This window comes from bacterium (assembly GCA_026416715.1).
GTDB lineage: Bacteria > UBP4 > UBA4092 > JAOAEQ01 > JAOAEQ01 > JAOAEQ01.
In genome coordinates, this window is sequence record JAOAEQ010000001.1 from 243,043 (window position 1) to 257,637 (window position 14,595).

At 39.7% G+C, this 14,595-nt stretch carries 11 protein-coding genes; 10 read left to right on the plus strand and 1 reads right to left on the minus strand.

The genetic code is table 11. The features are described 5' to 3' along the window. The coding region (locus N3A72_00970; protein ID MCX7918182.1) for a PAS domain S-box protein at window positions 1-2,973 on the minus strand (2,973 nt) is incomplete at its 3' end. A 338-nt stretch (window positions 2,974-3,311) separates the two neighbouring features. Here N3A72_00970 and N3A72_00975 point away from each other — a divergent pair. From N3A72_00975 to N3A72_01020, 10 genes are all read left to right on the plus strand, one after another. Continuing rightward, window positions 3,312-4,850, plus strand: coding sequence for a leucyl aminopeptidase (locus N3A72_00975; GenBank protein ID MCX7918183.1), 1,539 nt, complete (start codon window positions 3,312-3,314; stop codon window positions 4,848-4,850). Between the two features lie 177 nt (window positions 4,851-5,027). Next, complete coding sequence (locus tag N3A72_00980; protein MCX7918184.1) at window positions 5,028-6,260, plus strand: uroporphyrinogen decarboxylase family protein; 1,233 nt, start codon at window positions 5,028-5,030, stop codon at window positions 6,258-6,260. Window positions 6,261-6,339: 79 nt separating this feature from the next. Next, window positions 6,340-7,440, plus strand: coding sequence for a uroporphyrinogen-III decarboxylase-like protein (locus N3A72_00985; protein MCX7918185.1), 1,101 nt, complete (start codon window positions 6,340-6,342; stop codon window positions 7,438-7,440). Window positions 7,441-7,461: 21 nt separating this feature from the next. Beyond that, on the plus strand, window positions 7,462-8,613 hold the full coding sequence (locus N3A72_00990; protein MCX7918186.1) for a hypothetical protein: 1,152 nt from the start codon (window positions 7,462-7,464) through the stop codon (window positions 8,611-8,613). Then, window positions 8,592-9,899, plus strand: coding sequence for a sugar ABC transporter substrate-binding protein (locus N3A72_00995; protein MCX7918187.1), 1,308 nt, complete (start codon window positions 8,592-8,594; stop codon window positions 9,897-9,899). Before N3A72_00990 ends, N3A72_00995 begins: the two co-directional genes overlap by 22 nt. A 14-nt stretch (window positions 9,900-9,913) precedes the next feature. Then, complete coding sequence (locus N3A72_01000; GenBank protein ID MCX7918188.1) at window positions 9,914-10,810, plus strand: sugar ABC transporter permease; 897 nt, start codon at window positions 9,914-9,916, stop codon at window positions 10,808-10,810. A gap of 12 nt (window positions 10,811-10,822) precedes the next feature. Beyond that, the gene (locus tag N3A72_01005) at window positions 10,823-11,668 is read left to right on the plus strand and encodes a carbohydrate ABC transporter permease (protein MCX7918189.1); all 846 of its coding nucleotides are present in this window, start codon (window positions 10,823-10,825) and stop codon (window positions 11,666-11,668) included. 913 nt (window positions 11,669-12,581) lie between these two features. Continuing rightward, window positions 12,582-13,649: a glycoside hydrolase family 130 protein gene (locus tag N3A72_01010; protein MCX7918190.1), complete on the plus strand. Its 1,068-nt coding sequence runs from the start codon at window positions 12,582-12,584 to the stop codon at window positions 13,647-13,649. Between the two features lie 499 nt (window positions 13,650-14,148). Further along, window positions 14,149-14,325 (plus strand): hypothetical protein, encoded by a 177-nt coding sequence (locus tag N3A72_01015; protein MCX7918191.1) that lies wholly within the window; start codon window positions 14,149-14,151, stop codon window positions 14,323-14,325. A 13-nt stretch (window positions 14,326-14,338) separates the two neighbouring features. Next, on the plus strand, window positions 14,339-14,566 hold the full coding sequence (locus N3A72_01020) for a twin-arginine translocation signal domain-containing protein (protein ID MCX7918192.1): 228 nt from the start codon (window positions 14,339-14,341) through the stop codon (window positions 14,564-14,566). The last annotated feature ends 29 nt before the right edge of the window (window positions 14,567-14,595 follow it).

The following is a 14,595-nucleotide window of genomic DNA, read 5'->3' on the forward strand; positions in this document are numbered from 1 at the left end:
GGCACCCGGCGTATTCCGATACACCCCAACCGCTAGATTATTCACTAAATCCGCATATCGCTGTTGCGCCGCATAAATTTCCGCTTCTGCTCGCTTTCGCTCGGTTATATCCCGAGCAACCCCAACCGCATGCCACCGACCTTTCAATAATACCGACGATAATGATAATTCTATCGGAATTTCTAGCCCGTCTTTCCGGCGCGCACGTAACTCAACGGTTTTCCCTACCACATTTCCTTCGCCGGTCTCCTGCCATTTTCTGAACGCCGCTTGATGGGCAGCGTGATATTCTGCCGGCGCTAGTGTTGCATGCAAATTCTTCCCCAGAATTTCCGCCGCTCGATACCCAAAAATTGTCTCCGCCGCCTGATTCCAATACGAAATATTCCCGTCATTATCCATTAAAATAATCGCATCTTTAGCAGAAGTCGTTATTGTTCGGAACAATAGTTCATTCTCACGTATCGTTTCTTCCGCCTGCTTTCGCTCGGTCATATCTTCAATGATACCTACCCCGCCAATAATCGTTCCGTCATCAAGAATAATCGGCGCATACTCTACTTTAATCGGAACGAGTTTCCCAGAGGTTACAGAACGATAATCTCCTTCATAATGGGCAAACTCACCACTTAACGATTTTTTCACCGCAATAACCATATTTTTATCCGGCAGAGTGGTTAAATTTAATCCGATTATCTTTTCCTTTGTTGACCCAAGCATCTGCACTAACGTATCGTTACAGGTTATAACCGTACCGGTGGCATCAAAATGAACTATTCCAAGCGGAACATTATTAAATATCAGCCGATATTTCTCTTCACTTTCCTTTAAGGCGAGTTCCGCCTGTTTCCGTTCGGTAATATCTATTCCGCTCGCGATAACATATTCGACCTTACCGCTTGCATCATATAATACCGTATTTGTCCAACTGATAAGTCGTAATCGACCATCTTTCGTAATCCAATGGTTTTCCTGTTTACTCGGAAATGCATCCAGCGGAAAGGTTCCGCTTACCAGTTGTCTAAACCCGCTGAGAACTGTATCGAGTTCACTAGGCGGAATCAGAAATTCCCAGAACGGCTTCCCAAGCACTTCATCAGATTTATAACCGGTAGTCGTTTCGCAGGCGCGATTGAACCGAACAATCCGCCCGTCTCGGTCGAGAACCACCACTAACGCGCCGACGGTAGTAATCACCGCATCGATAAACTCTCGTTCTTGTTTCAGCGCATCTTCCATCAGTTTACGGTCGGTAATATCTTGTGCGGTACCAAAAAGTTGAACAACGGTACCGTCAGCGGCATGGCGTGGTTTTCCAATTGCCATAATATATCGAAGCTCACCGTTCGGACGAACTACCCGGAGCATAATCTCATACGGTTTTCCTTCTGTAATCGCTTGATGAATGGCAGTATCGAGTTTATCCATATCTTCGGGATGGATGATTTTCCGATGTTCCTCTGGATAAGATGGTGCACCTTGCTTCGGGTCGAGACCAAATATCCGAAACAGTTCTTCGCTCCAAGTAACCCGCGAGGTTTTTACATCAAGAATCCAGCTGCCAATCTTAGCGACCGATTGCGCTTCTTGCAAATTCGATTCACTCGCTAGTATCCGCTGTGCGGATTCGATCAATCGAAACCGAACAATGAAAAAACCGGTGATTAATAGTGAAATAAACAAAATGACCCCGATTGGCGCTAACCTTCGGGTTGCAATCATTGTATACCAATCTTTTGCATCAATATCTATCCCTAACACCCCAATAACCTTCTGGGTTTTCAAATCACGTATCGCCGCAAAACCGGAGACAAAACTCCCCCATTCGTCGGTATATGGTCCTGCCGTTAATGCGAGCCCAGTGGTAAATACCGTATATAATTCCGGTGGTGGTTGTTCATAATTCGCTTGCCCCGAATCAACATGACCGTATTCACCTTCAGGAATTGAATCTACAATAAAGGGTATCTTACCGTTTTGCAACCGCATCGTATATAACCAGCGCAATTGCGGATTCGATTGGTTCATCAAAATCAGTTGTTCCCGTAATCGAATATAATCCGGATTTTTTAGGTCGGCTAACGTTCCGCTAAGATTCGCAAATCGTTCCGGATTGATTGCTGCCGCCGCTATTTTCGCCTGATTAAGAATATGCTCCCGTTCTCTACTTTCAGCATTTTTTCCGACTCGGTCAACCAAAAACCATCCGCTGGTTAAAATGATGAGTAGTACAATGGTTAGCTGTAACCCGTAATGGGGGCGCGTCTTCTTTTCTATCTGCCGCCACAGTTCCCGTTGATGATGTTGATGATACTCCCAGATAAATGATACGAGTAGTATCGCAAAAAGTGTTCGAAATATCTGAATAGGAATCCCGGTTACGGTAACAAATGAGGTTTCATTAAGGATTGATGCCGGTAGGAAAACCGATTTCGGAACAATGATTCCTCCGGTAACCGCATAACCGACCATGCTTACCGCAGAAAAGATTAACCACCGATTTCGCGATGCTTCGCGCTGCCCAGCGAAATAAAGTGCTGCTGCGGCATAGAGAGTACCAATGAATCCTAACGTATATCTACAGGAAGCATTAAATCCACTTAATCCGAACCGACTGCCGAGTAACGCAATAGCTAGTAGCGGGATATAAATCCATCGTGCAGGACTTTTAATATTAATATCCAACTTCCTGATTCCGATTCTGCCAAATTCAAATACTAAGATGAATGATACCGCCAGCACCCCGACTCGGATACTCGAAAAATAGAGATTATCTCCAAGACTTACCACCAGCATTTCTAGCCATTCATGAATCCCATGCAAAACCCCGAATAAACCGAGCCAATACCACGGCAGTCGGTTGGTTCGTTCTTGATGAAGGAGCATGCAAATTGATGCTAGAAGAATAAAGGCAAATCCATTAACGAAGTAGAGATAATCGAGTTGATGTCGGAAGAATTCTGTCGCCATCATAAGCATCGTAAAAATATATAAAATATACTTTATTTACCGGTATATTTATATAATAAAATTCTATCCGTTATAGGGAATAATTGCAAGAAGAAAATATGGAATGGTCGCGTTCATTCGAGTTTTTTCGCTTGGAATAGCAGGTGGGGTTGCGTGGGTATTGCTCAAAGCAATACCCACGCAACCCCACCATAAACCACCAGAAACACTCATGGTTACATTGGCACCAAGTTATGGATTAAAGTCTGAGTCTAATACTTTCAGGGCTTGATAAATTAACCCTCTCCCTGATATGATTATTACCAAATATTGAACCCCATTAATTGAGAAAGGAATATGCCATGCAAATTAAAGTTACTGCTGGAGATATAACCAGCATTAAAACTGATGGAATTATCATTAACCTTTTTGAAGGTAGCAAAAAACCGGACGGAGCAACGGCGGCAGTTGATAAATTGCTCAATACCGTTATTAGTCAGATGCTTTCAGCCGGTGAATTTAAAGGAAAACTGAATGAAGTTGCGGTTATCCCGACATTCGGGAAACTGCCGGCAAAAAAAGTTGCTATTGTCGGACTCGGTAAACCGGAACAATTCGCTCTCGACCGAATTCGGCAAGCGACCGCAGAAGCTGCGCGCACGTTACGGAACTCCGGCGCGAAACGTATCGCATCAATCGTTCATGGTGCCGGAGCCGGTGGAATATCGCCAGAGCATGCCGGACAAATGGTTGCTGAAGGAGCGATTCTCGGGTTATACACCTTTGCTAAATATCAAACGAAATCTGGAAATAGTAAACAGGTAGATGAATTTCTCCTCATTGAATCAGATACGCAGAAAATCCCAGCGGTACAATCTGGGGTTAAAAAAGGCGAAATCATTGCGAACGCCGTTAATTTCACCCGCGATTTGGTTAATGAACCGGCATCGGTTATGACCCCAACTGAATTAGCCAATCGCGCACGAAAAATCGCTCGGCAAGTTGGTTTAGAAATAAAAGTCCTTGGTCGCCCTGAACTTGAAAAACTTGGGTTCGGTGCGTTGCTTGCTGTAGCAAAAGGCAGTCAGCAACCGCCGCAGTTTATCATTCTTCGGTATTGGGGTGCAGGTAAAAAATCGAAATTAGCGCCGGTAGGTCTTATTGGAAAAGGGATAACCTTCGATTCCGGCGGGATTTCGATTAAACCGTGGAGCGGGATGGATGAAATGAAAGCGGATATGGCAGGAGCGGCTGCGGTTATCGGAACGATGGTTGCCATTGCCCAACTGAAACCGAAACTCAATGTTACCGCATTAGTTCCCGCAACAGAAAATCTGCCGAGCGGGTCAGCGTTTAAACCTGGAGATATCCTGCGAACGTTCAGCGGAAATACCATTGAAATCGTTACCACCGATGCGGAAGGAAGATTAATTTTAGCGGATGCGATTGGGTATGCTAAACGTCTCGGATTAACTCCGCTGATTGATGTCGCGACATTAACCGGTGCGTGTGATATTGCGCTCGGTCCATTCACTAGCGGCGCGTTTGGGAATAACCAGCAGCTTATTGATGAACTTATCCAAGCGAGTAAACCTGCTGGAGAATATATCTGGCAGATGCCGATGTTTGAAGAGTATGCGGAATTAGATAAAAGTAATATTGCGGATATTAAGAATATCGGCGGACGTAGCGGTGGTGCGATTACCGCAGCGAAATTCATCGAATTCTTCGTTGGAGATACCCCGTGGGTGCATTTTGATATCGCGCCGACGAATTTTGTTGGAACTAGCGAGAAAGAAAAACATTATCGGCTCCGTGGCGCTACTGGCGTTATGGTTCGGACGTTGGTGAACTATCTTCTCTCTACAAGTTTGGAAATGAATAAGCGCAGAGGAAAATAATGCCCATAGCAAAATGGGAAACTAGTCCACCGTAATTGCGGTAAAACACAACTTCCTGGTTACGAACGTTTTGTTTCCCACTGAACGCAACAAGGGTAATAGCACAACACTATCATTGTTACTGCGCGAAAGTTGTTACGTAAAAAAACCATGGCTCTTTTCTAGATTTAAAACAGTATGCAATCTCGAGATCGGATTCTATTCGCCTACCAACATAAAGAAGGAGACCGGGTTCCGTTATTTGAGCAAGCGGTAGCGGATAGTGTAGCGTCGGAGATTTTAGGGAGGAAAGCGTTTACTGGGAGTGCGAGTTTGCATCGGGAAGAAGCGGAAGCTTGGTTGCGTGGAGAGCAAGCGCATCAAGAATTTCTGGAAAAAACCCGGCAGGATATCGTTGCTTTAGCGAGAAAACTAGAATTCGATGCGATTCGAACCCCGTGGTTACTCGGAGAAAAACCGACAAAGAAGTTAGATGCGTATACTTACCTATATGGTGATTTAGCGAGTGATAGATGGACTATTCGGAAATATGATCCGGTTTCCCAAATGTTTGGGATCTATGACTCGAGCGACAATACTTTAGATATCGATGGATTAGAAAGAAGAATCGAAAAAATTGAACAAGAGTATAGAACAAAAACATTTTCGAACGACGATTTTACCGAATTGATTGCTTACCGTACCTATTGCGGGGATGACTTAGAGGTGTTTGGTTATACGGCGATGTGTATACCCTATTATCCACCGATATGGCTTGAAGCCATCGTTTTACGTCCAGATCTTATCGAGCGATGGTTAGATGCATTATTGGACTATGAGAAGAAATCCGTTGCGGTTCAGAAGACCTTGGGGATCCGAGTTGTGTTTGGGGGCGGGGATTTTGCGGATAAGAATGGTCCGTTCTATGGTCCGAAAGTTTTTCGCCGGATGGTAGTACCGCGATTACACCACATGACGGAATATTGTCATTCATTAGGAATCTATTATTCCTTCAGTAGTGATGGCAATCTATGGTCGGTAGCAGATGAGTTATTTCTCGAGTCCGGCATCGATGGCTATGGTGAGATTGATATTGATTCGGGGATGGATTTAGCGGAAGTAAAAAGACGATACGGGCATAGGATTACCCTCTGGGGTGGGCTGAGTTGCGGGACAATCCTTCTCCAAGGGACTAAACAAGCGGTGATTGATGCTACCAAAAAAGCTATTGATGCTGCTGCTCCTGGTGGCGGATATATTTTTGGTTCGTCAAATATCATCATGAGTGGAACCCCGGTCGAGAATGTTTATGCCGCGTTCGAAACAGCGAAAGAGTATGGGAAATATAATAATAATTTTAGTAATACATTGAGCTCAAATCAATTTCATCATGAAAAGGTTACTGATATATCTAACCAAAGTTTTTCATGAGAAGTGTTCAGTGTAAATCCATTCAGGGTAAGTATTTTTTTCGGAGACTGTAATAATTACATTATAAGAGATTAAAAATATGCCAAATAATTTATTAACTAAACCAGTTGAACCGGATTTTGAAGCATTGCGAAATAATATTTTGCGTAAAGGAACACCAACCCGGGTCCATTATATGGAATTGTATCAAGATAATGAAATAAAAGATGCAGTAGTTGCCCGATATGATTTGGAGAATAAATTAGATAAAAATGATAAGTATTATCGCTATCAACGTGAGGTATTAATCCAAAAATTTCTCGGTTATGATATTGTTTGTGGTGCACTTGAGCCGCCAGTGATATATCCAAATTTTATCACCGCACCAAAATCGCAAGATACAACGGCAATTATAAACCAAAATCGAGGAGAACGAATCTGGGCAAATGAACATCAGGGTCCAATTCAAACCTGGGAAGATTTCGAAAAATATCAATGGCCAGATGTCAATAAACTTGATTTATCATCGTTAGATTGGGCAAATAAAAATCTTGAGCCAAATATGAAAGTCTATCTACCGACACACTCAATTTATGAACTCGGGTCTGCATTATTTGGTTATGAGCAACTATGTTACAAAATGTATGATGAGCCTGAATTAGTCGATGCTGTTTTTGCAAAAGTCGGTGAGAATCGTTTGAAACTAGCAGAAGTATATTGCGATTACGATTGTGTTGGGATGTTGTTTGGTGGAGATGATATGGGATTTAAGACTGGTTTATTAATGCCGAAACAATTTTTACTAGAGAAAGTTTTACCGTGGTATAAAAAAATGGCAGAGGTTGCGCATAATAAGAATAAATTGATAATACTCCATTCATGTGGAAATATTGAACCATTAATGGACTCGTTGATTAATGAGGTAAAGCTTGATGGCCGCCATTCGTTTGAAGATGTTATAACACCGGTAACAGAAGCAAAACGTTTGTATGGTAATCGGATCGCGATTATTGGGGGTATCGATATGAATTTTATTTGTACGGCAACCGAATCAGAGATTCGTAAGCGTGTGAGGCAAACGTTAGATATCTGTCAACCCGGTGGCGGATATTGTTTAGGCACCGGCAATACTGTAGCAAATTATATTCCGTTAGAAAACTATTTAATTATGTTGGATGAAGGTAGGAAATATACCAGTTAATAGCTTATATAGGTTTCGATAATGCAAAAACAAGATTTTACTAAACATAATGAAGAAGTTAAACAGGTGTGGGATGCCTATCGAGCCGGAAAACCAATTCGGGTTCCGATGACATTAGGTATTGGTCCGCGGATTTGGATATTTGATCCTAAATTAAATCAAGAAGGTATCGAATGGGAGCAATTTAGCAATGACCCAGAATTAATGTTTCAAACTTTTTTAAAATATAAATATTATGTAGTACATAATTTACCTCACGATATTGAAATGGGTATACCTTCATCTCATTGGGAAGTATGGACTGAATTTGTAAATGTAACGGAAGAGGCTTGGTTGGGAAACGAGCTATATTATCCACCTGGACAAGTTACCGCAACCCGTCCGAGATATACTGGCGACAAAAAAAATGAGATATTCGATCGCGGAATTCCGGACCCATTTAGTGGAATATTTGCTCGCGTAAAAGAATATCATGAATATTTTATAGAAAAGGCCAAATCATTTGAGTTTTATGGTAAACCTGTCAAAGTCCTCCCTCCTTGTCCGCTAGCAACTGATGGAATATTTACCGTAGCGTTTAATATCAGGGGAAGTGAATTATTGGAAGATATTATGCTTGATGCGGAATATTTCCATAAATTGCTAACTTTGGTGACCGATGCAATTATTCTAAAAATTAAAGCTTGGAGAAAATATTTGAATGTTGAAATGAAGCCGAAATCAGGCGCGTTTGCAGACGATGCCATTCAATTTATTTCAACGGAAATGTATCGAGAGCATGTGTTACCATATCATCGGCGGTTTTTAGCGGAGTTGGCTGGAGAAGGTCCACATGCTATTCATCTTTGTGGTGATGTGCAACGACACTTACCAACATTGGTGAAAGAACTCAATATTAAGTCATTTGATCTCGGATATCCCATTGATTATACAAAAATACGCGATGAACTAGGCGACGACGTTGAAATTTTCGGTGGTCCATTAATAACGGATTTACTTGCATTGAGTCCGGAAGAGATAAAAGAGAAATCACGACATATTTTATGTAGTAGTATTAAACGGGGTGGAAAATTTATTTTTAAAGAAGCGAATAATTTACCTCCTTGTGTACCAATAGCCAATATTCAAGCGATGTATGATTCAGTTAAATTATGGGGAAAATACGAACCTTAATTCGTAGCGTTCAAATAATTATTGTTAGTGTATGTATTGTTCTTTTTCTAGTTACTTGCGGGAGTAATCGTTTATCTCAGCAGGAGAAAGACAGTAAAGTTATCATAACCTGGATGGTGGGAGTTGATTTTTATAAACCGATGTACGAAGAGTTGATTTCCCGATTTGAACAGCTATATCCCAATATTCAAGTTGAGATGATGTGGGTACCGGGGACCCAGTATCAAACGAAATTAAAAACATTAATTGCTGCGAATCAGGCACCAGATATCATTTATACCGGCGATGTTTGGGTGGCATATTTATTGCCATACCTAGCTGATATCACCGATTATATTACTCGAGATGCAGGAGAAATGGATCTCGAAGATATTTATCCAGAGATTCTCCATGCATGTCAGTGGAATGGCAGGTTTTACTTTGTTCCGCGATGGTTTAATGTTTCCTTACTCTATTATAATAAAAAAATATTTCGCGAAGCAGGGGTTCCTTATCCGACATCAGCATGGACCTGGAACGATTATATTACCGCAGCGCAAAAATTGACCAAAATTGGGAAAGATGGTAAAGTTGAAATTTGGGGCAGTAATATTATGACCGGCTGGTGGGGTGAATGGTTGATATTTGTTCGGCAAGCTGGTGGAGAAATGTTTAACGAAACTGTCACAAAATGTACCTTGGATACCCAGGAGGCAATTCAAGGAATAAGATTTTATTATGATAAAATTTATACCTATAAAATTTCGCCGAAACCGGGATATGGGCCAGATAAAGGATTTGCGAGTAATAAACTTGCTATGGATTATGGCGGACATACCGGATTATGGTTAATTTATAATAAATTTCCGGAATTGGAATGGGACATAGAGATTTTACCGAAAGGACCAAAAACACGAACTGGTGGCGAACTCGCATTAGATGCAGTAGGTATGTCGAAAACAACAAAACATCCAGAAGAAGTATGGCAATTTTTAAAATTTATCTGTTCTAAAGAAAGTATTCGTCGCCATGCACAAGAAGGGTTTATTCCGATCCGTAAATCGGTAGCACAAGAGTTTTTCTTTCGGAAAAATCGAACAGAAAATCCACAAAATATTCAAGCTTTATATGAACAACTAAAATATTGTAAACAGATTCCGAAGTTACCGGACTATATAGAATTAGCGTCCGATGTGATCCAGCCGGATATCGACCGCATGCTGATTGAACAAATAGAACCAGAAAAGATATGTAAAAAGATAACGAATTCAACGAATAAATTTTTAGAAACGATTGGCAGTAAATAGTCAGTGATAAAACTATGAAATTAACTCAACATCAGACACTTTGGTTTTATCTCATGATTTTACCGAGCTTGGTTGGTTTTGGATTATTTACATTCGGGCCCATGGTATATTCGTTTTATTTAAGTTTTACGAAATATAATGTAGTTACGCCACCGAAATTCATTGGGTTAAAAAATTATCTCTATCTCCTAACGATGGATCCGGGGTTCTGGCCTTCAGTGAAAGTGACATTCATTTATGCAATAGTGAGTGTTCCCTTGCATATTGTTATTTCCTTATCTATAGCGCTATTACTCAGTGCAAATATTCGATGCATTGGATTATTCCGAACCATCTATTTTCTTCCTTCGTTATTACCCGCGACAGCGTCTGGAATCCTCTGGATATGGATATTCAATCCGAATTACGGTTTATTAAATAAAATATTAGCCACGGTCGGTATTGAAGGTCCGGCATGGACATTATCGACCACTTGGGCATTACCGGCTTTGATTATAATGGGACTCTGGGGATTTGGTGGCGGAATGATAATTTTTCTCGCCGGATTACGTAACATTCCCAGAACTTTTTATGAAGCTGCTGAAATGGATGGTGCTAATCTATTTCAGAAATTTATCAATATAACATTTCCAATGCTGTCGCCGGTCATCTTTTTTAATTTCGTTATGGGGTTAATAGGTGCTATGAAAGTATTTGACCAGGCTTATGTGTTTGGTGCAGCTGGTCCTGGACCAGGGGGACCCGCTAGAGCGACATTATTCTATGTACTTTATTTGTATCAAAAAGCATTCGGTCATTTTCATATGGGGTTAGGTTGTGCTATGGCGTGGATGCTTTTTGTGGCCATCGTTATATTAACCTATTGCAATTTTAAATTATCGAAAAAATGGGTTTTTTATAGTGGTGAATAACCTGATAGATTTATGGTTCATAAGAAAAATATCGCAACGTTCAGTATTTATTTGGTTTTAGTTATCGGTTCGATAGTTATGATATTGCCGTTAACCTGGATGGTTTTAACGTCACTAAAATCATTTCAGGAAATATTGATATCACCAGAAAAATGGATTCCAGAACGATTGCAATGGCATAATTATGTAGAAGCACTCACTACATTTGATTTTTTACTTTATCTAAAAAATTCTTTGTTTGTAACCACGATGATTATTGCTGGCACATTAATATCAACCAGTTTATCTGCATACGCTTTTGCATGTCTTTATGCGAGATGGGGAAATGTAATCTTTGGGATCCTATTAAGCACCATCATGTTACCAGGGCAAATAACGATAATTCCAGTGTTTCAACTTTTTGTGAAATTAGGATGGATTAATACGTATTACCCATTAATTGTCCCAGCATGGTTAGGAACTAATGCGTTTAGTATTTTCCTTCTCCGACAATTTTTTAAAACTATTCCCAAAGATTATATTGACGCAGGTAGAATTGATGGCGCATCGGAGGTGCGAATTTTATGGGATGTATTTATTCCTTTATCCAAACCAGCGTTGTTAACGATAACGGTATTTACTTTTATCGGTTCTTGGAACGATTTGTGGAGCCCATTAATCTTTATCCACAAAGAAAAATTATATACATTACCAATTGCGTTAATTAATTTTATAGGCATTACTGGACATGTACAAGGAACTCCTTGGCATTTGATTATGGCGGTTTCAACCGTAATGATGATTCCGATTATTGTACTTTTTTTCATAGCACAAAGGAAGTTTATTGAAGGCATTAGTATGACAGGATTGAAAGCATGAGTAAAGTGTACCGAGACCATTACCATTTGACTTCACGAGAGCGGGTCACAATCGCAATTCGTAATCAAAAACTAGACCGATTGCCGGTGAAACCGGATATTTCTTGAATAGTTTCTTCCTGGCTAATAAAAAGATTAAAAAAATTCAAAAGGATTAGTCACGGTTTTAATATCTTTTAGGTGAGATTGAATATAAAGACATTGGTTGAAATCCAAGGGTAAGAACTTGGGCAACGTAAGAGGCGAGAATTAGCATTGCTGCTATTGGATTTCATGTATGAACCTCCTATTTTGACAACGGAATCGAAATGTAAATTATATCCTTGTTGATACCCTGGCGATATTTGATGAACTTATCGTATCATGCAACATTTAACTAATATTGTAAAAGAAGAAACCTTAATTTTATTCTTATAGGAGATTCAGGATTACTTGCCTTGTCGTCATCGTAGTTAGTATAGTTGCATATTCGTTTGCGAAACTTAACAGCAAAGTGAATATTATTCTCAGCATGGTATATTGATAATCGATACATTCATATGGGCAAGGAAAGTTCGCGGACGAGATTCGTTTCCGTGAAACAGTATTAATAAACTGTATGGATCCGCTAGAAGTTCCTCCATGGTGATTGTATTCTAACGGTAGTAAACAAATTGTTAAGGATATCAAGCCTGCTTTAATGGCGAATTTACATCCTCTTGAGATTAGCTATTGGGAATAGTCGACCAGGTGAAAAATGCAGTGAAAAAAGCGATTGATGATGCTGATCGAAATGGTGGGTTTATTTTAGCTATATTAGAGAATAATGTAACCACGATGCACCTAATGAAAATATTTTAGCATTAGTTGAAACTAAGGAACATATACGTAAAGGAACCATTATTCATTTGGCAAACACCATTGAGAAATAATTTATGTTAGGAAAACGACATCATTTTAATCCGCTGATTACTCCGCAAGATATTAAGCCATCCTGTAATGATTTTGAAGTGATCGGAGTATTTAATGCTGGTGCAACTATTTATCAAAATGAAGTTATCCTATTGTTACGAGTTGCGGAACGACCGAAACCAGAAAAGGGTTGGATACATATTCCCATTTTAGACCTCGCTGCTATATCTAAATCTAATAAATACCCCATTAAGATAATATCGTTTCATAAAGATAAGTCTGGTTTAGAGACTTCTGACCCTCGAGCTATCTATGATGAATGGAAATTATATCTGACGAGTATATCGCATTTTCGTCTCGCAAGAAGTAAGGATGGAATGCATTTCCAGATTGCTGCCGAACCGACTATTTATCCACAAAATGCATATGAAACATACGGTATTGAAGATCCGCGTATAACTAAAATTGATAATATATATTATATAACCTATGTAGCGGTTTCAGAAGCTGGTATTTGTACTGCATTGCTTTCAACGAAAAATTGGCAAAAATATTATCGGCATGGAATTATTTTCCATCCGATGAATAAAGATGTAGTTATTTTCCCTAAGAAAATTAATGATGTGTATGTAGCACTTCATCGTCCCGATGCCGCGCCCTGTACGAAACCATCAATTTGGCTTGCTTTTTCACCGGATTTAATCCATTGGGGAAAACATCAATTATTACTACAACCTCGAGAAACTAAATGGGATGCGGAACGAATCGGAGCGGGTGCACCACCAATATTAACCAAACATGGTTGGCTTGAAATCTATCATGGCGTATCGAAAAAATATGGATACTCACTGGGTGCATTACTTTTAGATAAAAATCACCCGGGAAAAATTATTGCTCGATCACCAAAACCGATTTTATTTCCACAAGAAGATTATGAAAAAAATGGATTTTTCGCTAATACGGTATTTACCAATGGGATTGTCCAATGGCCTGATGAGCCGGATGTAATTCATATATATTATGGAGCCGGGGATACCTATATTTGTCATGTCGCCGTATCTTTGCAGGAAATTTTCCGTAGTCTAAGATAATTGATACTGAAAAGTCAACTATTAGAAATCTTAAAATCTAAACGAAAAGGATTCATAAGTTTCCAAAATCGAACTACAACAAGAAGCAATAATCTGATTTCGGGTAGCGCTAAAAACTAACATGATGTTCATTAGAAAAGAGAAACCGTTATCCCAAGAATATAAAAGCGGTTAAAATCACACTATATCTTATTTAACCGATTTAAAATGGACCAAATGAATTCTGGGAAAGGCATCGTACTGCGAACCCATGTGTAATTCGGTTTAAAAAGAGCTAAGAGTTTTTAGGATATCGTGCTGGGAGTTAGATGGAGCAGTTCAATGAAATTGGATATGGGATAATAGTAAGTATTAGATTATAAAAATCCCGAGAAGGTTTATATCGTTCGACGAAATTAATCACTCCATTACAGTTAGAATTCGGATGGATCATAAGTGAATCGTGCAATCTCTGTTCCGAAATAATTGGAGTAGCAGAAAAGTTCATGCCAGAAAAGGTATGAAAAAAATATTGAGCTTGAGCGTTCTTGAAGATAAAGGGATAACATTTAGTTCCCCAATGTTTAAATGGCAACAGCAGAAAAGTGGATTATTGCCATTATATAAGGAAAAATATATTTTGTTAGATTGCATCAAACGATATACACCTTTGTTTACCATAGGATTTTTTCCGTGATGGAGGATATAACATGGAGTCCAATTTAATCTCTCGAAGAGATTTTATACGGAAAGTTGCATTAGGGGGCGTTGCAATGAGTTTATCCTATAAAATGCCAGCAAAAATAATCTCACCAGCAAGCATTTTCACGAAAACAACAAAAATGCCTAATATTATGCTAATTTTAACTGATGATTTAGGTTGGGGTGATTTGAGTTGTTATCCGCAATCACTGCAAGAACCGGATGCCTGGATTTAGACTCCCAATATAGATAGACTAGCAGCAGA